The organism is Bacillus sp. FSL K6-1000, assembly GCF_038630785.1.
GTDB lineage: Bacteria > Bacillota > Bacilli > Bacillales > Bacillaceae > Bacillus > Bacillus safensis.
On sequence record NZ_CP152042.1, the window covers coordinates 1,592,705 to 1,614,558 of the forward strand.

Annotated in this window: 16 protein-coding genes; all 16 read left to right on the top strand. The window is 41.1% G+C overall.

Features of this window, described 5'->3' with window-relative positions:
* The first annotated feature begins 1 nt into the window (after nt 1).
* The 16 genes from tsf to MHI46_RS08185 all read left to right on the top strand — a co-directional run bounded on the left by tsf (nt 2) and on the right by MHI46_RS08185 (nt 21,641).
* Nucleotides 2–883, top strand: coding sequence for a translation elongation factor Ts (gene tsf / locus MHI46_RS08110; RefSeq protein ID WP_034281801.1), 882 nt, complete (start codon nt 2–4; stop codon nt 881–883).
* A 135-nt stretch (nt 884–1,018) separates the two neighbouring features.
* On the top strand, nt 1,019–1,741 hold the full coding sequence (gene pyrH, locus MHI46_RS08115; RefSeq protein ID WP_008344767.1) for a UMP kinase: 723 nt from the start codon (nt 1,019–1,021) through the stop codon (nt 1,739–1,741).
* 1 nt (nt 1,742) lies between these two features.
* Entirely contained in the window at nt 1,743–2,300 is a 558-nt protein-coding gene (gene frr, locus MHI46_RS08120) for a ribosome recycling factor (RefSeq protein ID WP_024424150.1), read from the top strand.
* A gap of 129 nt (nt 2,301–2,429) precedes the next feature.
* On the top strand, nt 2,430–3,212 hold the full coding sequence (locus MHI46_RS08125) for an isoprenyl transferase (RefSeq protein ID WP_039178577.1): 783 nt from the start codon (nt 2,430–2,432) through the stop codon (nt 3,210–3,212).
* Between the two features lie 12 nt (nt 3,213–3,224).
* Nucleotides 3,225–4,019, top strand: a complete 795-nt coding sequence (locus MHI46_RS08130) for a phosphatidate cytidylyltransferase (protein ID WP_024424148.1) — start codon at nt 3,225–3,227, stop codon at nt 4,017–4,019.
* A 39-nt stretch (nt 4,020–4,058) separates the two neighbouring features.
* On the top strand, nt 4,059–5,210 hold the full coding sequence (gene dxr / locus MHI46_RS08135; protein WP_342503216.1) for a 1-deoxy-D-xylulose-5-phosphate reductoisomerase: 1,152 nt from the start codon (nt 4,059–4,061) through the stop codon (nt 5,208–5,210).
* Between the two features lie 6 nt (nt 5,211–5,216).
* Nucleotides 5,217–6,482 (top strand): RIP metalloprotease RseP, encoded by a 1,266-nt coding sequence (rseP, locus tag MHI46_RS08140; protein WP_087975441.1) that lies wholly within the window; start codon nt 5,217–5,219, stop codon nt 6,480–6,482.
* Nucleotides 6,483–6,562: 80 nt separating this feature from the next.
* Complete coding sequence (locus MHI46_RS08145; RefSeq protein ID WP_342503217.1) at nt 6,563–8,260, top strand: proline--tRNA ligase; 1,698 nt, start codon at nt 6,563–6,565, stop codon at nt 8,258–8,260.
* A 133-nt stretch (nt 8,261–8,393) separates the two neighbouring features.
* On the top strand, nt 8,394–12,647 hold the full coding sequence (locus MHI46_RS08150; protein WP_235354813.1) for a PolC-type DNA polymerase III: 4,254 nt from the start codon (nt 8,394–8,396) through the stop codon (nt 12,645–12,647).
* Between the two features lie 424 nt (nt 12,648–13,071).
* Nucleotides 13,072–14,922 (top strand): glycoside hydrolase family 9 protein, encoded by a 1,851-nt coding sequence (locus MHI46_RS08155; protein ID WP_342503248.1) that lies wholly within the window; start codon nt 13,072–13,074, stop codon nt 14,920–14,922.
* Nucleotides 14,923–14,954: 32 nt separating this feature from the next.
* The gene (locus MHI46_RS08160; RefSeq protein WP_260775935.1) at nt 14,955–17,060 is read left to right on the top strand and encodes a glycoside hydrolase family 48 protein; all 2,106 of its coding nucleotides are present in this window, start codon (nt 14,955–14,957) and stop codon (nt 17,058–17,060) included.
* A 91-nt stretch (nt 17,061–17,151) separates the two neighbouring features.
* Entirely contained in the window at nt 17,152–18,381 is a 1,230-nt protein-coding gene (locus MHI46_RS08165; protein ID WP_260775936.1) for an endo-1,4-beta-xylanase, read from the top strand.
* A gap of 24 nt (nt 18,382–18,405) precedes the next feature.
* Nucleotides 18,406–19,539: a cellulase family glycosylhydrolase gene (locus MHI46_RS08170; protein WP_260775937.1), complete on the top strand. Its 1,134-nt coding sequence runs from the start codon at nt 18,406–18,408 to the stop codon at nt 19,537–19,539.
* A 307-nt stretch (nt 19,540–19,846) separates the two neighbouring features.
* Nucleotides 19,847–20,440, top strand: coding sequence for a hypothetical protein (locus MHI46_RS08175; protein WP_059374830.1), 594 nt, complete (start codon nt 19,847–19,849; stop codon nt 20,438–20,440).
* On the top strand, nt 20,433–20,726 hold the full coding sequence (locus tag MHI46_RS08180) for a transcriptional regulator (protein WP_039178612.1): 294 nt from the start codon (nt 20,433–20,435) through the stop codon (nt 20,724–20,726). The genes MHI46_RS08175 and MHI46_RS08180 overlap by 8 nt, the downstream gene beginning before the upstream one ends.
* A gap of 21 nt (nt 20,727–20,747) precedes the next feature.
* On the top strand, nt 20,748–21,641 hold the full coding sequence (locus MHI46_RS08185; protein ID WP_260775938.1) for an ABC transporter ATP-binding protein: 894 nt from the start codon (nt 20,748–20,750) through the stop codon (nt 21,639–21,641).
* The last annotated feature ends 213 nt before the right edge of the window (nt 21,642–21,854 follow it).

The window sequence follows — 21,854 nt, forward strand, 5'->3', positions numbered from 1 at the left end:
AATGGCAATTACTGCTCAATTAGTTAAAGAACTGCGTCAAAAAACTGGTGCAGGTATGATGGACTGTAAAAAAGCGTTAACAGAAACTGATGGTGACATCGAGAAAGCAATCGACCTTCTAAGAGAAAAAGGAATCGCAAAAGCTGCGAAAAAAGCAGACCGTATTGCGGCAGAAGGATTAACTCTTATCAAAACTGACGGCAACACAGGCGTCATCCTAGAAGTGAACTCTGAGACTGATTTCGTTGCAAAAAACGAAGGATTCCAAGCACTTCTTAACGAACTTGCTGATCATTTGCTTGCTGCTAAACCTGCAACAATTGAAGAAGCTCATGCTTCTAAAATGGAAAACGGTTCAACAGTTGAAGAGCATATCACATCTGCAATTGCGAAAATCGGAGAGAAAATCACTCTACGCCGTTTCTCTGTCATCACAAAAGAAGATAATGCTGCATTCGGTTCTTACCTGCACATGGGCGGACGTATCGGTGTGTTAGCTGTTCTTAACGGAACAACTGACGAAGAGCTTGCAAGAGACATCGCAATGCACGTTGCAGCTGTAAACCCTAAATACATTTCTCGTGACCAAGTGTCAGAAGAAGAAGCAAACCGTGAGCGTGAAGTATTAACTCAGCAAGCGCTTCAAGAAGGAAAGCCTGAAAACATCGTAGCTAAAATGGTAGAAGGCCGTCTAAACAAATTCTTCGAAGAAATTTGCTTACTTGACCAAGCGTTTGTTAAAAACCCAGATGAAAAAGTGAAACAAGTTGTAGCTGCGAAAAACGCAACTGTTCAAACTTATGTTCGCTATGAAGTGGGCGAAGGTATCGAAAAACGTCAAGACAACTTTGCTGAAGAAGTTATGAGCCAAGTGAAAAAATAATGTTTGAAAAGCTCTCTGGGGCTTTTTTAGGGGAGCACAAGCACTGTGTTCCCTATTTTTTAGAGGATATTGATTTACAAAAGGCAGTTTCTTACGCATAATAAGAGACGGTATAGTTTACACTTGGAGGTTATCATGAGCAAACCGAAATATAATCGCATTGTACTGAAGCTAAGTGGCGAAGCACTAGCGGGTGATGCTGGAAATGGAATTAACCCAACTGTCATTCAATCCATTGCAAAGCAAGTAAAAGAAATTGCAGAGCTTGATGTTGAAGTTGCAGTCGTTGTAGGCGGAGGAAACCTTTGGCGCGGAAAGACAGGCAGTGATCTAGGAATGGACCGTGCAACAGCAGACTACATGGGGATGCTGGCAACAGTGATGAACTCACTGGCGTTACAGGACAGCCTAGAAACGCTTGGCATTCAGTCTAGAGTGCAAACCTCTATCGAAATGAGACAGGTTGCAGAACCATACATAAGAAGAAAAGCGATCCGTCATCTTGAGAAGAAACGTGTCGTCATTTTTGCTGCTGGAACAGGTAACCCTTATTTCTCTACAGATACTACGGCAGCACTTCGAGCAGCAGAAATTGAAGCAGATGTCATTTTAATGGCGAAAAATAATGTAGATGGTGTCTACAGTGCTGATCCTCGTACAGATGCGGATGCAGTAAAATATGATAAGCTTTCATATCTTGATGTACTTAAAGAAGGGCTTGCTGTAATGGATTCTACTGCGTCCTCATTATGTATGGACAATGACATTCCATTAATCGTCTTCTCTATTATGGAAGAAGGAAATATTAAACGTGCCGTAAATGGCGAATCAATCGGAACGATCGTGAGGGGGAAATAACGTGTCAAAAGAAGTGTTGAACCAAACGAAAGAAAAAATGGAAAAAGCTGTACAGGCATACGGACGTGAGCTTGCAACTGTTCGTGCAGGCCGTGCAAATGCTTCACTGCTTGATAAAGTGACAGTTGATTATTACGGTGCACAAACACCTCTTAACCAAATTGCGTCAATCACAGTGCCAGAAGCACGTATGCTGATTATCACACCTTACGATAAAACAGCAATCGGTGATATCGAAAAAGCGATCCAAAAGTCTGATCTTGGCATCACGCCAACAAGTGACGGAAATGTGATCCGCATTGCGATTCCTGCGCTGACAGAAGAAAGACGTAAAGAGCTTGTGAAAGTAGTGAAAAAATACTCAGAAGAAGCAAAAGTAGCTGTTCGTAACGTTCGTCGTGATGCAAACGATGATTTGAAAAAGCTTGAGAAAAATGGGGAGATCACTGAAGATGAATTAAGATCATCAACAGAGGATGTCCAAAAATTGACAGATGAATATGTCGCTAAAATTGATGACGTGACGAAAGATAAAGAAAAAGAAATCATGGAAGTTTAAGAAAAAACTATGTACAATAGATAATAGTGAAAAGACCCTCTTCATGTTTACAGGGGGTTTTTTTGTTAATACTGTTGATGACTATATTATTAGCGGGAACGCAACCTTTTTGGGTGATGGAGGAATCTCATGCTCAATATACTCAAAAATTGGAAGAATCAGCAAACAGCAGCTTCCAACTTAGAAAGCCTGACAAAAGAAGACATATTAAATGGAGAAATTCCTGAACATATCGCCATTATCATGGATGGGAACGGAAGATGGGCGAAAAAACGTGCTCTTCCACGGGTAGCAGGTCATCATGAAGGAATGAAAGTCGTCAAGCGCATGACAAAGCTTGCAAATGAGCTAAATGTCAAAGTGCTGACTTTGTATGCTTTCTCTACGGAAAATTGGAAACGTCCAAAACTAGAAGTAGACTTTTTAATGAAACTTCCTGAAGAATTTTTAAACATCTACCTGCCTGAACTCATCGAGGAGAATGTCCGTGTGCGTTTAACAGGTGATCCAGACGGCCTCCCGCAGCATACGAAAAAAGCGGTAGAGAATGCAGTAAAGAGTACGGCAAATAACGACGGACTCGTTTTGAATTTTGCGCTCAACTACGGGGGGCGCACAGAAATCGTCTCCGCATGCAGACAAATTTCTGAAATGGTCAAAGAAGGTAAGCTTCAAGCAGAAGACATCACAGAAGAGATGTTTTCAGCTTATTTAATGACAGAATCTCTTCAAGATCCGGATTTGCTCATTCGCACGAGTGGAGAAATTAGATTAAGCAACTTTATGCTTTGGCAAATTGCTTACAGCGAGTTTGTCTTTACGGATGTGCTTTGGCCTGACTTTTCTGATGAGCACCTTATAGGCGCTATTGGAGAGTACCAGCGCCGCGGCCGGAGGTTCGGTGGAATTTAGAGGGTGGTGCAGATGAAACAAAGAATTTTGACGGGTGTTTTGGCAGCTGCAGTCTTTTTACTTGCTGTGATATATGGACAGATGCCATTTACCCTGCTGATTTATTTAATGGGAAGTGTCGCTCTCTTTGAGCTTTTAAGAATGAAAAAAATCTCGATTTTCAGCTTTCCTGGTATTGTCAGCTTAATATTGCTTTGGCTTTTAATGGGCGGAGACAACAGTTTCTTCCCAAACGTGGACGCATCAAAAATGCAGATTGCTTTATTCGCAGTCTTAATACTTTTAACTTATACAGTTTTGAGCAAAAACTCTTTCACATTCGATGAGGTTGCTTTTGTTGTATTAGCCACATTATATATTGGCGTTAGTTTCTATTATTTTATCCAAATTAGAGGCTTATATGGCATGAGTGCGATCTTCTTCGCAGCAGTGATTATTTGGTCTACTGACTCAGGAGCCTACTTTATTGGGAAATCTATGGGGAAACGAAAGCTTTGGCCAGAAATCAGCCCAAACAAAACAGTAGAAGGATTTATCGGCGGAATCGTCACAGCGGTCGTGTTGTCACTTGTGTTTCAGGCGGTTACAGGATTTTTGCCATCATATCTGCTTGTGATGTTTATTACTCTTTTACTCAGTATCTTTGGACAGCTTGGCGACCTAGTGGAATCTGCTTTAAAGCGTCATTATCACGTGAAGGATTCAGGGACAATTCTCCCTGGCCATGGCGGAATTTTGGACAGGTTTGACAGCTTTTTATTCGTTCTGCCGTTTTTATACTTACTGCTCGCAACGTTTGCCAGCTAACCTCATAGAAACTTATTGAACGAGAGAAGGAGTGGCAATTTGAAATATATTTCGCTATTAGGCGCAACAGGATCAATTGGAGAACAAACGTTAGATGTGATCAGGCAGCACCCTGACAAATTTAAGCTGAAAGCCATGACCTTTGGCAGAAATATAACAAAAGCGATTCCGATCATTGAGCGCTTTCAGCCTGAATTCGTTGGCTGTGTAGACGAAGAAACCTATCACATGCTAAAAAATCATTCATTTGCATACGGTGTGAAGCTGGCTGCTGGTGATGAAGCCAACATCGAGGCAGCGACCTATGATGCAGTGGACGTAGTGGTTAATGCACTTGTAGGAAGTGTTGGACTTGTTCCAACATTAAAGGCCATTGAACAAAAAAAGACGATTGCACTCGCAAATAAGGAAACACTTGTAACAGCTGGTCATATAGTAAAAGAGTACGCTAAAACATATGATGTACCTTTACTTCCTGTCGATAGTGAGCATTCCGCTATTTTTCAATGCCTGCAAGGTGAACAAGCTAAAAATATTGAACGCTTAATCGTGACAGCTTCAGGTGGTAGTTTCCGAGATAAAAAACGAACTGAACTTGAAGGTGTTACGGTTGAAGAAGCGCTGAACCACCCGAACTGGTCGATGGGGGCGAAAATCACCATTGATTCAGCGACGATGATGAATAAAGGGCTCGAGGTGATCGAGGCACATTGGTTGTTTGATATCCCTTATGAACAAATTGATGTGCTGCTACATAAAGAGAGCATTATCCATTCGATGGTGGAATTTCACGACAAAAGCGTCATGGCTCAGTTAGGGACACCTGACATGAGAGTGCCTATTCAATATGCACTCACATACCCTGACAGGGCGCCGTTACAAGAAGCGAAATCATTGAACCTTTGGGAGATTGGACAATTGAATTTCCAAAAAGCGGATTTTGACAGGTATCGCTGCTTACATTTTGCTTATGAATCAGGTAAAATAGGAGGGACAATGCCTGCTGTACTTAATGCAGCAAATGAAATAGCAGTCGATGCATTTCTGAAAGGCAAAGTAACGTTCCTTCAAATTGAAGAATTGATTGAAAAGGCACTAATTAGACATCATGTGATTTCAACGCCTAGTTTGCAAGATATCCATGAAGTGGACAAAGATACACGAGACTTTGTTCAATCAATCCTCACATAAGGTGGTATGTTCGTGAATACAGTGATTGCGTTTATTATTATTTTTGGAACGCTCGTTTTTTTCCACGAGCTTGGCCATTTAATTATGGCGCAGCGCGCGGGGATTTTATGCCGCGAGTTCGCAATTGGTTTTGGGCCGAAGATTTTCTCCTTTAAACGAAAGGAAACCGTTTATACCATTAGACTCCTCCCTATTGGCGGATTTGTGAAAATGGCTGGAGAAGACCCAGAAGTCATCGAAATTAAACCAGGTCATACAGTGGGGCTCTTATTCAATGAGCAAAATGAAGTAGAAAAGATCATTTTAAATGATAAAGAAAAATATCCTGATGCACTTGTCATCGAAGTGGAGCAGATCGATTTAGATCATGCCATGAGAATCTCGGGATATGAAGCTGGAAATGAAGATATTCTGACTGGCTACAATGTCAGTCAAACAAGCTTCTATATTGCAGATGGTGAAGAAATTCAAATTGCACCATACAATCGTCAATTTGGTTCAAAAACGGTTTGGCAGCGAATTAAAGCCATCGCAGCTGGACCAATTATGAACTTTATCCTGGCGTATGTGATTTTGGTTGCTTTAGGCTTTATCCAAGGGGTAACCGTTGATGACCCTGTACTCGGTAAGCTGACGAAAGACGGCCGAGCGGCGGAAGCTGGACTGATGCAGGGAGATCACATCGTGTCGATTAACGGCGAGAAAATGAATTCTTGGACAGACGTCGTTCAAACAGTTCAAAAGAACCCTGAGAAAAAAATGAATGTCGTCATTGACCGAGACGGCAAAGAAAGCACTGTACAGGTTGTACCAGAAGCTGTGAAAGCTGACGGAAAAAGCATTGGCCGTTTCGGATCATATCCGCCAACGGAAAATGGATTTTTGAAAGTCATTTCATCTTCAGGCACAACCGTCATTTCAACGGCAGGTCTGATCTTAACGAACTTGCAAAAAATTGTCACAGGACAATTTTCACTAGATATGTTAGCAGGTCCTGTTGGAATTTATGACATGACAGGAGAAGTAGCCAAACAAGGTGTATTAACATTAATGCAGTTTGCGGCGTTCCTCAGTATCAACCTAGGCATCGTGAATTTGTTACCGATTCCTGCATTAGACGGAGGACGTTTACTATTCTTATTTGTTGAAGCCATTCGCGGTAAACCAATTAATCGTGAGAAAGAAGCACTTGTTGTCTTTATTGGTGTTGCTTTCCTCATGCTGTTAATGTTAGTGGTAACGTGGAATGACATCCAGCGGTTATTTTTATAAAAACCATTCTCTCTTGTTTCTCATTCCGGGAAACAAGAGTTTTTGTGAGAAGTCCTATTTCATAAATGAGGTGTAACGACATGAGACAATCCCTGACTTTCATTCCAACTCTTCGAGAGATGCCGGCAGATGCTGAGGCAAAAAGCCATCAACTCTTAGTAAGAGCTGGATTTATTAGACAAAATACAAGTGGAATCTATCATTATCTGCCGCTTGCGCATAAAGTCATTCAGCATATTCAATCCATCGTCCGCAAGGAAATGGAAAAGGCAGGCGCAGCTGAGCTGTTAATGCCAGTGCTTCAGCAGGCAGAAATGTGGCAAGAGTCAGGAAGATGGTATACATACGGTCCAGAACTGATGCGTATGAAGGATCGCCATGGCCGCGAATTTGCGCTTGGTCCAACCCACGAAGAAGTGATTACATCACTAGTACGCAGCGAAGTGAAATCGTATAAGAAGCTACCTTTAACTCTATATCAAATTCAATCAAAATTCCGTGATGAACAGAGACCACGCTTTGGACTGCTGCGCGGACGTGAATTTATTATGAAGGATGCATACTCATTCCATTCTTCACCAGAAAGCCTTGACGAGACATACAACAAAATGTTTACAGCTTACTCTAATGTGTTCTCAAAAGTAGGTCTCAATTTTAGACCAGTCATTGCAGATTCTGGGGCAATGGGCGGAAAAGATACACATGAGTTCATGGCACTCTCAGAGGTTGGAGAGGATACCATCGCTTATTCTGATACTTCCTCATATGCTGCAAACATTGAAATGGCTGAGGCTGTATATCACGGAGATGAAGCAAATCCTGCGGACTTCAAAGAGCTTGAAAAAGTCCACACGCCGCAAGCGAAAACAATTCAAGATGTGGCTGGATTTTTAGAAGTTGATCCTTCTGCATGCATGAAATCTGTTTTGTTTAAAGCAGATGATGCGTATGTTCTCATCCTTACTAGAGGCGATCATGAAGTAAATGATGTGAAAGTGAAAAACTTAGTAGGAGCACAGCTTGTCGAACTAGCATCACGCGAAGAAGTGCTAGAAGTCATTGGAACTGAGCCTGGATTTGTTGGACCTGTTAAACTGGAAGCAGAAGTCGATATTTATGCGGACCTTGCTGTGAAGGGAATGACAAATGCAGTCGCTGGTGCAAACGAAGCGGATTATCACTATGTCAATGTCAACCCTGCACGTGATGTGTCAGTGAAAGAATTCATAGATCTTCGCTTGATTCAAGAAGGAGATGTTTCTCCAGACGGGGAAGGCACCATCCAGTTTGCAAAAGGGATTGAAGTAGGACAAGTCTTTAAACTCGGCACTCGTTATTCTGAGTCAATGGATGCAACGTACCTTGATGAGAATGGACGGGCGCAGCCAATGATTATGGGCTGCTATGGCATCGGCATCTCTAGAACTCTTTCAGCGATTGTTGAACAGCATCATGATGAGAAAGGAATCATTTGGCCGGAAACAGTGGCACCATATGACCTTCACCTCCTTGCATTAAATATGAAAAACGATGCGCAAAAAGAACTGGCTGAAACGTTGTACGAGCGCTTAGAAGATGAAGGCTTTGACGTACTTTTCGATGACCGCCAGGAGCGTGCAGGAGTGAAATTTGCAGACAGTGATTTAATTGGACTGCCAATTCGCATTAGCTGCGGTAAACGTTCAGAAGAAGGTATTGTTGAAGTGAAGTTTAGAAAATCAGGTGAATCACATGAAGTATCTGTTGATGATCTGATTTCATTTATACGCCAAGCATAAAACGAACAAAAAAATGAAGGTACCTCCTGTAGAAAAGAGGTACCTTTCTGATTGACAAAAGGAGGGTCCTGTCTTGGATGAACAATTACCGATCACACGGCGGCAATTTCATATATTACTCAATCAGATTCAAATGACAGATGATGACCTCAGTCGTTACTTTGAAGAAGGAGAAATCGTCAAATTGACGGTGCACAAAGCGACGAAAACATGGCATTTCCTTTTTAAATTTAAGGCTCTTTTGCCTTACAAAGTATACGCCATGTTTCTCAGCAGACTGACAAATGCATTTTCTCATATTGCACAAATTACTTGTACGATTGAAGTGAGTGATCCGCACATCTCTGAAGAACTCGTACAATCGTACTGGTCACATTGTGTGGAAGAACTTCAAGGAATTTCTCCCCCAATCATCAGTTTGCTTCAGCAGCAAAAGCCATCGCTGTCTGGTCATAAAATCATCATTAAAACGAAAAGCGAAACAGAGGCACTCGCTATTAAGAAGAAGTACAGCCCGATGCTCCAGGCCGCATTTAAACAAGTAGGTTTTCCAGAGCTGCAATTCGATACAGAAATTTTTGTATCAGATCAAGAGATTCAGAAGTTCAGAGAACAAAAGCTTGCTGAAGATCAAGAAAGAGCCATGCAAGCCCTCACTGAGATGGAGAAGAAAGAAAGTGAGGAGCAGGATGAAGCTCCGTCAGGCCCTCTGATGATTGGCTATCAAATCAAAGACAATGAAGAAATTCGTACGCTTGACAGTATCATGGACGAGGAAAGAAGAATCACCGTTCAAGGCTACGTATTCGATGCAGAAACGCGTGAGCTGAAAAGCGGGAGAACGCTTTGTATCTTTAAGATCACTGATTATACAAATAGTATATTGATCAAAATGTTTGCAAGAGAAAAAGAAGATGCTCAGCTGATGAAATCATTGAAAAAAGGCATGTGGGTGAAAGCAAGAGGAAGCATTCAAAATGATACGTTTGTCAGAGATCTTGTCATGATCGCTAATGATGTCAATGAAATGAAACCGCAGCTGAAAGAAGATACAGCACCTGAGGGTGAAAAGCGTGTGGAGCTTCATTTACATTCACCTATGAGCCAAATGGATGCTGTCACTGGCATCGGCAGGCTTGTTGAACAAGCAAAAAAATGGGGACATGAAGCCATTGCCCTGACAGATCATGCCGTTGTACAATCCTTCCCGGATGCGTATGCAGCAAGTAAAAAGCATGGCATCAAAATGATGTACGGTGTGGAAATCAATTTAGTGGACGACGGGGTACCGATTGCATATAACCCAGAGCACCGCTTGTTAGAGGATGCGACATATGTCGTATTTGACGTAGAGACAACTGGACTTTCAGCCGTTTATGACACGATCATTGAGCTGGCAGCAGTGAAAATCAAAGGCGGGGAAATCATTGACCGCTTTGAGGCGTTTGCAAATCCCCATCACCCGTTATCAGCGACAACCATCGAATTAACAGGTATCACCGATGATATGGTGAGAGATGCACCAGATGTCGTCGACGTCGTACGGGATTTCAAAGAATGGATTGGACAAGATATTCTTGTTGCGCACAATGCGAGCTTTGATATGGGCTTTTTAAATGCAGCGTATAAACGCCTCTTAAAAACAGATAAAGCGTCAAACCCTGTCATTGATACACTTGAACTTGGCCGTTTCCTTTACCCAGAATTTAAAAATCACCGGCTGAACACCCTCTGTAAAAAGTTTGATATTGAACTAACGCAGCATCACCGGGCGATTTATGATGCAGAGGCGACAGGCTATCTCATGCTGAAGATGCTAAAAGATGCGGCTGAAAAAGAGATTGCCTATCACGATCAATTGAATGAAAACATGGGGCAGTCGAATGCTTACCAGCGCTCACGTCCTTACCATGCAACTTTGATTGCTCAAAATGAGACAGGTCTTAAGAATTTATTTAAGCTTGTTTCACTTTCTCATATTCATTATTTCTACCGTGTCCCGCGTATTCCACGCTCCCAGCTTGAGAAATATCGAGAAGGTTTAATTGTTGGGTCTGCTTGTGATAAGGGTGAGGTATTTGAAGGAATGATGCAAAAGTCACCTGATGAGGTGGAAGACATTGCAGCATTTTATGACTATTTAGAGGTACATCCGCCAGAAGTGTATCAGCACCTGCTGCAGCTTGAGCTAGTTCGAGATGAACGTGCGTTAAAAGAAATCATCACAAACATTGTCAAACTTGGCGAAAAGCTGAATAAACCAGTTGTGGCGACTGGGAATGTACATTACCTGCATCCAGAAGACAAAATTTATCGTAAAATCTTAATTTCATCACAAGGTGGAGCGAATCCGCTGAACCGACATGAACTGCCAAAAGTTCATTTTAGAACGACAGATGAAATGCTTGAAGCGTTCTCCTTCCTAGGAGACGAAAAAGCGAAAGAGATCGTCGTAACAAATACGCAAAAAGTATCTGAGATGGTCGAAAGCATTAAACCTATCAAAGATGATCTTTACACACCAAAAATTGAAGGTGCAGATGAAGAAATACGGGAAATGAGCTATCAAATGGCGCGCAGTATCTACGGAGATGACCTGCCGAAAATCGTAGAAGACCGCATTGAGAAAGAATTAAAAAGTATTATCGGTCATGGTTTCGCCGTTATTTACTTAATCTCTCATAAGCTCGTAAAAAAATCACTTGATGATGGATATCTTGTTGGTTCAAGGGGATCTGTCGGATCATCTCTTGTTGCGACATTAACAGAGATTACTGAAGTAAATCCACTTGCACCTCATTATGTATGCCCAAGCTGTAAGCACTCTGAGTTCTTTAATGACGGATCTGTTGGTTCAGGCTTTGACCTTCCAGATAAAGACTGTCCTGAATGTGGAACGCCGTATAAAAAAGACGGACATGATATTCCGTTTGAAACGTTCCTAGGTTTTAAAGGAGACAAAGTTCCTGATATTGACTTGAACTTCTCAGGCGAATATCAGCCGATCGCGCATAACTATACGAAAGAGTTGTTCGGAGAAGAGTATGTATACCGAGCAGGTACGATTGGCACCGTTGCAGAAAAAACAGCATACGGTTATGTGAAAGGCTATGCAGGGGATCATAACCTTCATATGAGAGGTGCTGAAATCGACCGGCTTGTACAAGGCTGTACAGGGGTAAAACGGACAACGGGCCAGCATCCAGGCGGGATTATCGTTGTGCCGGATTATATGGATATTTACGATTTCTCACCTATTCAATACCCAGCAGATGCGACAGGTTCTGATTGGAAGACGACACATTTTGATTTCCATTCGATTCACGATAACTTGCTCAAGCTGGATATTCTTGGGCACGATGATCCAACGGTCATTCGTATGCTTCAAGATTTGAGCGGAATCGATCCAAAAACGATTCCAACAGATGACCCTGAAGTCATGAAGATTTTCCAAGGGACAGAGCCACTAGGTGTAACAGAAGAGCAAATAGGCTGTAAAACAGGTACACTCGGTATCCCGGAATTTGGAACAAGATTTGTTCGGCAAATGTTAGAGGATACAAAACCAACGACCTTCTCAGAGCTTGTTCAGATTTCTGGACTCTCACACGGTACGGATGTATGGCTCGGAAACGCACAAGAGCTCATTCACAATAAAACGTGTGAACTAAGTGAAGTCATTGGGTGCCGTGATGATATTATGGTCTATCTCATCTATCAAGGCTTAGAGCCGTCACTTGCCTTTAAAATCATGGAATCTGTTCGTAAAGGAAAGGGGCTTCCTCCTGAATGGGAAGAAGAAATGAAGAATAATAATGTACCAAACTGGTATATTGATTCTTGTAAAAAAATCAAATACATGTTCCCTAAAGCCCACGCGGCTGCATATGTATTAATGGCTGTTCGTATTGCTTATTTCAAGGTGCATCATGCACTTCTGTACTATGCGGCTTACTTTACCGTTCGTGCGGATGACTTTGATATTGAAACGATGACAAAAGGATCGAATGCGATTCGAGCCGTTATGGACGATATTAATTCAAAAGGTTTAGATGCATCACCGAAAGAAAAGAACCTATTAACTGTACTAGAGCTTGCCCTTGAAATGTGCGAAAGAGGCTACCATTTCAAAAAAGTTGACCTCTATCGCTCAAGTGCAACAGAGTTTATCATTGATGGAGACGGACTAATTCCACCATTCAACTCGATCCCTGGACTCGGAACAAACGTTGCGTTAAATATTGTTCGCGCGCGGCAAGATGGGGAATTCCTTTCAAAAGAAGATTTACAAAAGCGTGGAAAAGTCTCAAAGACTATTCTTGAGTATTTAGATCGTCAAGGCTGTTTAGAAGCACTTCCTGATCAAAATCAGCTTTCTTTATTCTAATGTGATGAATAAGAGCGCCCTTAAAAGGGCGTTCTTTTCTATGTATACAATAATATTATTATGTTAACTAATAAAGATTTTTCATCAACTGGAATTATTTTCATATCCATTCATATATCTTGATTTAGTGTGATGTTTTAAGAGAAGAGATTGTATGTCATTCTTTCTACCCAAATAGAGCTCAAAAGAGAATTTCGCCGTCTGAAATGTTCTTAAGCGACATATGATCATTCTGGGTACAGTCAGAAGGAGAATCAAGAGAAAACTTCGATGAGCGTAAAGCTGATTGCTGTTTACTATGCTTATTTTTGAAACATATTTGATTCTTTTCAAAACTGTACAGATCACGAAACGAAGTATCAAAAGGAGGCGGTGCGTCTATTGATCAATGTTTCACTAAAAAGAAGGGGTGAGCAATAGAGAAATGGCATCTTACAACTATGTAGAGGTTTTACAAAAATCCATGCTTTTTTATGAAGCGCAGCGGTCAGGCCGGCTTCCGGAAAACAATCGTCTTAACTGGCGGGGAGATTCTGGGCTAGAGGACGGGAAGGATGTTGGGCATGATTTAACTGGCGGCTGGTATGATGCAGGAGATCATGTGAAATTTGGACTTCCGATGGCTTATTCAGCAGCCGTGCTTGCATGGACAGTATATGAATACCGGGAAGCTTATGAAGAGGCGGAGCTGCTTGATGAGATACTAGATCAAATCAAGTGGGCAACGGATTATTTTTTGAAAGCACATACGGGCCCGAATGAATTTTGGGCGCAAGTAGGTGATGGAAATGCTGATCATGCTTGGTGGGGACCAGCAGAAGTGATGCCGATGAACCGGCCAGCTTTTAAAATTGATGAACATTGTCCTGGAACAGAAGTAGCTGCACAAACTGCGGCGGCTTTAGCAGCAGGTTCTATCATTTTTAAAGAAACAGATGCGTCTTATGCGGCAAAGCTTTTGACGCACGCTAAACAGCTATATGCATTTGCTGACAAGTATCGCGGCAAATATTCAGATTGTGTCACCAATGCGCAGCCATTTTACAACTCCTGGAGCGGCTATGTTGACGAACTGATTTGGGGCGGAATCTGGCTGTACTTGGCGACAAATGAAGAAACTTATTTAAACCAAGCATTAAAAGCGGTAGAGGAATGGCCGGAGGATTGGGATTATACGTTTACCATGTCATGGGACAATACTTTTTTTGCTTCACAAATCTTACTTGCAAGAATCACGAAAGAGAACAGATTTATAGAATCCACTGAGCGCAATCTTGATTACTGGACCACAGGTCTCGTTCAAAATGGAAAAGTAGAAAGAATCACCTATACGCCTGGTGGTTTGGCATGGCTAGATCAATGGGGTTCACTTCGTTATGCCGCCAATGCAGCATTTTTAGCCTTTGTTTATGCTGATTGGGTATCTGATCAAGAAAAGAAGAATCGATACCAATCGTTTGCGATCAAGCAAACTCACTATATGTTAGGTGATAATCCGCTGAATAGAAGCTACGTCGTTGGGTTTGGCCAGAATCCGCCGAAGCACCCGCACCATCGTACTGCACATGGCTCATGGTCTAACCAGCTGACAAACCCTCCAAATCACCGGCACACACTTTATGGAGCGCTTGTTGGAGGTCCTAATGCACAGGATCAATATGACGATGACATCTCTGATTATATATCTAACGAAGTGGCGACTGATTATAATGCCGCCTTTACTGGAAATATCGCCAAAATGGTGCAGCTCTTTGGTCAAGGCCAATCAAAGCTGCCAAATTTCCCGCCTAAAGAACAGGTGGAGGATGAGTTTTTTGTAGAGGCAGCTGTGATGCATAACGATACAACATCTACTCAAGTGAAAGCAGTGCTGTACAACAGGTCCGGCTGGCCGGCAAGAACCAGTCAAACACTCTCCTTCAGGTATTACGTTAATCTGAGCGAGGTCTTTGCAAAGGGATTGACTGAAAAGGATATTCAGGTGACAGCAGCCTACAATGAAGGCGCTTCCTTATCGCCTTTAAAGGTATATGACGCATCAACCCGCGTCTATTTTGCAGAAATCGATTTTACCGGTGTAGCTATTTCTCCTAGAGGAGAATCTGAGCATAAGAAGGAAATACAATTTCGAATATCTGCTCCAAATGGATCGAATATATGGGATGCCTCAAATGATTATTCCTATCAAGGATTAACATCCACTATGCAAAAAACAACGAAGATTCCTGTCTTTGACGATGGTGCTTTAGTATTTGGCACACTACCAGACAAATAAAAATCAACGATTTTATTGAAAGGGTGAAGGTCTTGTCAAATAAAGAACGGTTTTTAACGCTTTATCATCAAATCAAAAGCGATGCGAATGGATATTTTTCACCAGAAGGAATTCCGTATCATTCAATCGAGACGCTCATTTGCGAAGCGCCTGATTACGGACATATGACAACTTCAGAAGCGTATAGCTATTGGCTATGGCTTGAGGTGCTGTACGGACATTACACAGGGGATTGGAGCAAATTAGAGGCAGCTTGGGACAATATGGAGAAGTACATCATCCCAGTCAATGAAGATGGGCATGATGAGCAGCCGCATATGAATGCTTATAATCCGTCCAGTCCAGCCACATACGCAGCAGAGAAACCATTTCCGGATCAATACCCAAGCCAATTAACCGGTGCCCGTCCTGCTGGTCAAGATCCAATTGATGGTGAATTAAAATCAACCTATGGCTCGAATGAAACGTATTTAATGCACTGGCTCCTTGACGTAGATAACTGGTATGGCTATGGGAACTTGCTCAACCCATCACATACAGCCGCATATGTGAACACATTCCAGCGTGGTCCACAGGAATCTGTATGGGAGTCCATCCCTCATCCATCACAAGACGATAAATCTTTTGGTAAGCCGAATGAAGGCTTTATGAGCTTGTTCACAAAAGAAAATCAAGATCCAGCTGCTCAGTGGCGTTATACGAATGCAACAGATGCTGATGCACGTGCGATACAAGCGATGTATTGGGCGAAGGAGCTCGGCTATAATCAGACAGCTTATCTTGATAAAGCGAAAAAAATGGGGGATTTCCTCCGTTACGGTATGTACGATAAATATTTTCAAACGATTGGAAGCGGGAAGCAGGGGAATCCGTATCCTGGAAACGGAAAGGGTGCCTGTCATTACTTAATGGCTTGGTATACCTCTTGGGGCGGAGGACTCGGGGATTATGCAAACTGGTCATGGCGTATCGGCGCGAGCCATTGTCATCAGGGATATCAAAATCCTGTTGCTGCTTATGCTTTATCCTCAGATAAAGGAGGCCTAAAGCCATCTTCTGCTACTGGGGCAAGCGATTGGGAAAAAACATTAAAGAGGCAGCTTGAATTTTACGTATGGCTTCAATCGAAAGAAGGAGCCATAGCAGGAGGCGCAACCAATAGCTGGAATGGAGACTATAGCGCTTATCCGGCGGGAAGAAGTACTTTTTACGATATGGCATATGAAGATGCGCCTGTTTACCTTGATCCGCCATCAAATAACTGGTTTGGGATGCAGGCATGGCCAATGGAGCGCGTAGCAGAGCTTTATTATATTTTTGTAAAAGATGGCGACAAAACATCTGAAAATGTCCAAATGGCCAAATCTGCCATAACAAAATGGGTCAACTATGCATTAGATTACATTTTTATCGGCAGCCGTCCTGTATCGGATGAAGAGGGTTATTTCTTAGATGAGCAAGGAAAAAGAATTCTAGGAGGAACAAACGTTTCGGTTGCTACAACAAGTGCGCCTGGAGAGTTTTGGCTTCCTGGAAATATTGCTTGGAGCGGACAGCCTGATACTTGGAATGGGTTCCAGTCTGCAACAGGAAATCCAAATTTAACAGCTGTCACAAAAGATCCGACTCAGGATACGGGCGTATTAGGAAGTCTTGCCAAGGCTTTGATATTCTTTGCTGCAGCCACAAAGCTGGAAACAGGTGATTATACAGCGCTTGGTGCAAGAGCGAAAGATGCAGCCGCGCAGCTTCTAGAGGTTGCATGGAATTACAATGATGGCGTCGGCATAGTGACCGAGGAAGATAGAGAAGACTATGACCGTTTCTTTAGAAAAGAAGTGTATTTCCCAAATGGATGGAACGGAACATTTGGTCAAGGAAATCAGATTCCTGGAGCCAGCACCGTTCCTTCTGACCCGCAGCGAGGAGGGAATGGGGTCTATACGAGTTTTGCTGACCTTCGTCCGAAGATTAAACAAGATCCAGCGTGGTCTTCACTCGAAAGTAAATATCAGTCTTCATTTAATGAAGCTACAGGCAAATGGGAGAATGGCGCACCAGTTTTCACTTATCACCGCTTCTGGTCTCAAGTGGATATGGCCACTGCCTATGCTGAATATCATCGTCTGATCAACTAAGAGATCAAAGGTCAAATTCAAGCTGTCGGCTTCTAGTCGGCAGTTTGAATAGAAAATATTAACAATCCAATGAAGATAAGGGTGAGTTTACATGGTCAAAGAAAGAAGCTTTCTTCATCATTCATTCAATAGGGGCGAAAATGGGCAGGAAAATCTGTTGTGGAAAAAAGAGGCGGATGATCGAATCTCAGAGCATAGACAAAGAGATCTTGTGATCAACGTGACAAACGGTGAAAAAAAGCCAATAGCAGGTATAGAGGTTGAAATAAAGCAAATCAGACATGAATTCGCCTTTGGTTCAGCGATGAATGATCAAGTGTTATTTAATCAACAATATGCTGATTTTTTCGTGAAGTATTTTAATTGGGCTGTTTTTGAAAATGAGGCAAAATGGTATGCGAATGAGCCACAAAGAGGGAGAATCACCTATGAAAAAGCAGATGCCATGCTGAATTTTGCAGATCGACATCAGCTTCCAGTGAGAGGGCACGCTTTATTTTGGGAGGTAGAGGATGCGAATCCAAGCTGGCTAAGGTCACTGCCAAATCACGAAGTATATGAAGCCATGAAAAACCGGCTTGAGCATGCGGGCAATCACTTTAAGGGAAAGTTCCGTCATTGGGATGTAAACAATGAAATGATGCATGGTTCATTTTTTAAAGATCGCTTTGGGAAAAATATTTGGAAGTGGATGTATGAAGAAACGAAAAAAATTGACCCTCAAGCACTATTGTTTGTAAATGATTATAATGTGATCTCATATGGTGAACACCATGCCTATAAAGCTCATATCAATGAACTGCGTCAGTTAGGCGCACCTATTGAGGCGATTGGGGTTCAAGGCCATTTTGAAGAACGGGTCGATCCAGTCATTGTCAAAGAGAGACTCGATGTGCTTGCTGAGCTAGGTCTTCCAATATGGGTCACAGAGTACGATTCTGTTCACCCTGACCCTAATAGAAGAGCGGATAACCTGGAAGCTTTATATCGCGTCGCATTTAGTCATCCAGCCGTAAAAGGAGTGCTGATGTGGGGATTTTGGGCAGGTGCCCATTGGAGAGGGGAAAATGCAGCCATCGTGAATTATGATTGGTCTTTAAATGAAGCAGGAAGACGTTATGAAAAGCTTCTAAATGAGTGGACGACCCAAAGAGTTGAAAAAACAGATGCTAATGGCCATGTGAGATGTCCAGCATTTCACGGAACATATGAGATTCGAATCGGTAAAGAAAGTAAAATGTTGAAACAGCAGACGATAGAACTTGATTCAAATGAACAAACACCGCTTCAACTAGATGTGATCCTACCTCAAGAAGGATAGAGATAGATTGTGAGGAGAATATAAATGAAAAAGTGGGCTCAAAGAGTGTCTTGCTTCATACTTGTGGCCGCTATTTGGTCCGGCTGGTTTTCGCTTACGATTAAAGCCGGCGCTTATGTGCAGACGTCTGGTACACAATTTACGCTGAACAATCAACCATTTTACTTCGCCGGCACAAATAATTACTATTTCCATTACAAATCTAAAAAAATGGTAGATGCTGTGTTCGATGATATGAAAGCAATGAATTTAAAGGTCATACGGATTTGGGGCTTTCACGACGGGGCCCCTCAAGAAAACTCAGTCTTACAATCTAGTCCAGGGGTCTATGAAGAATCGGGATTCCAAAAACTAGATTATGCCATTTATAAAGCAGGACAGGAAGGAATAAAGCTTGTCATCCCACTAGTGAACAATTGGGATGACTTCGGCGGTATGAATCAATATGTGAAGTGGTTCGGGGCAGGATCGCATGATGCCTTTTATACAGATCCTCGTATTCAAAAAGCTTACAAAAATTATGTCCGCTATGTATTAGAAAGAACCAATACGTATACAGGTGTTCAATATAAAGACGATCCTGCTATTATGACTTGGGAGTTAGCCAACGAGCCGCGGATGCAGTCAGATCCAACGGGAAATGTACTAGTCAAATGGGCAGATGAAATGAGTACATGGATCAAATCGCTTGATCGTCACCATCTTGTTGCAGTAGGAGATGAAGGATTCTTTCGTATACCAGGACATGAAGATTGGTTTTACGGAGGAGGGGAAGGCGTCGATTGGGACCGTCTAACATCTCTTCCTAATATCGATTATGGAACCTATCATTTGTACCCAGATCACTGGAACAAGTCGGCTGTCTGGGGAGTGAAATGGATCGAAGACCATATCACCCGCGGAAATTCAATCGGAAAACCAGTTGTGTTAGAAGAGTTTGGCTACCAAAATCAATCAGCTCGTCCCGACGTATATCAAAGCTGGCTGTCAGCGGTAGAGCGGCTTGGAGGTGCTGGCAGTCAATTTTGGATTTTAACAAGCATTCAGGATGATGACTCGCTCTATCCGGATTATGACGGATTCCGCATCATAAAAGGGAGCAGGGAGGCAGCACTTATCAGTGAACATGCGAAAAGAATGAATGAAAGAAACCGATGATAAATGCCTGCTGAAAAAAGCTGTGTATATAACTAACTTTACTTAGTATGTTCACTATCCAAGTAAAGAATGAGAGTACTATATTTAAATTTTTTGAAATATGAACCGGTTATGAGACCAACCAATGAACAAGGTTTTCAGAAAAAATCAACAAGCAGAAGGTATTTATGAGATTGCGTTGAGGAAGGAGGTGGTTATTTATTTTTAATCTTAATTCATAAAAAATGTATTTCCAATAACTTGACTAAATGGAAATTTAATTCTATACTCTGTAGTACAGAGTTCTTTGTGAAAGAGGAGTTTATTTATGTCTAATGAAAAAATTAATAATTCAGAAATATTAGAGAATTTATCTCATATCAAGACGATTACAAATTATAAAACAGAGTATTGTAAACAAACAAGTATTTATTTTATCATTTGGGGCCTTATTTGGATAATGGGATATTCAATCCCTTTACTTTTTGCTAATTCAATAACTACAGGTGTCTTTTGGCTTATTTTAGGCATTGCGGGCTGGGTTATCACTTTAACTACATATTTTAAACAAAAGAAAATGATACCGATGCCCTTGTTTTTAAGAACTCAATTGCAATACACATGGCTTGGTCTTGGAATTATTTTAGGTATCTTTATTTTTTTAATATGTGTTGGTTTATTACCATATACATTAAATAATTTACCCTTTTATATTGTTTTATTGGTTTCTATCATGTATTTACTCTTAGGTATTGTTTTGGCTAAAGAGATCTTTATTATGGGGTTCTGGTTAAGTGTTTTAGGTGTAACTACATTTTTATTATTTCCTAGTTTAATGAACATTATCTTCGCTTTTATTGGTGGAGGAAGTTTGTTATTAACTGGTGTGATTTTAAAAAGAAAAGGACAAGGAAATGAGTAATGTCAATAGTTTAAATGATTTAATCCATCCAAAAGTTCGGTTAGGTATTATGAGTTTATTAATGATTTATGAAAAATGTGATTTTAGCTTCTTAAAAAGTTCTTTATCTGTAACAGACGGTAATTTGGGCTCGCATTTAAAAAAATTAGAGGAAGCAGGCTACGTGCTAATTACAAAAACCTTTGTGGATAAAAAACCAAAAACAATAGTCAGTATAACGAATTTGGGAGAGCACGCCTACAAAGAATACTTGAGTGTTATTGAAGCCATTTTAAAAAATAAATGAGATGGAAGGAAAGGGTGCCGAATGTTGAAAATAGAAAACGTTAGTAAAAAATACGGAACTTCCCAAGCATTAAATAGTGTTACATTAACGATTCCAGAAGGAGTTTGTTATGGATTAATAGGTCCAAACGGGTCTGGTAAATCAACCTTGATGAAAATTATATCTCATATCATTAAATCATATGAAGGCAAAGTTGAGCATGTTGGTGAGTCTAAAAGTGCGCTCGGCTACATCCCGCAAGACATCAGCTTAGAGGAAAAATTAACAGCTAAAGTAAATATGGAGTTTTTTGGACAAATTTATGGTTTAAAGGGGAAAACATTAGATGAAAGAGTAGAACAAACACTAAAAGATGTAGGATTGTGGGAAAGAGCAAATGATATAGTTGAAAGCTTTTCAGGAGGAATGAAACGTCGTTTGAATATTGGCTGCGCTTTAATGCACGCTCCTCAGTTAATTCTTTTAGATGAACCGACAGTGGGGGTAGATCCTCAATCAAGACGTTATATTTTCGACATCATTAACAAATTGAAGGAAGAGGGAAGAACTATTATCTATGTTAGTCATTATATGGAGGAAATAGAGAGTTTATGTGATTATGTGGCTTTCATTGATAAAGGGAAAATTGTTGAAGAAGGAAAAATAGGTGAGCTTTTGAATCGTTACGCAGAAACATCTGTCTTTTTTGAATCTAAGATTCCTAGTAAAACATTAACTAGTCTCGGGTATGATTTTGTAACCTATCAAGGTGGAGTGTTGGTTAAAACAGCAAAACCATTAGATACATTAGAAGAATTGGCTAAACTAAGTAAAAAGGAATCGCTGGTTCCCCAACAATTATCTTTGTACAGACCGAGACTTGAAGATGTTTTTTTTCAATTAACAGGAACAGATTTACGTGATCAATTACAATAAAAATGTCTTTATGAATGAAAACCACTCTCGTATTCAATTACTTATAAGAGTGACTGATGTAGAAAGAGCATCAAAATCTAAAGAACAGAATTAATTTGTGTGTACCGTAAATTTAAAATCATAAGTAATTAGTCGAAATTTTTTGGCTAATTATAATTCATCACATCTGCAAATGGTAAAATTAATAAAAAATGTGATTATTTAAGAGTGATA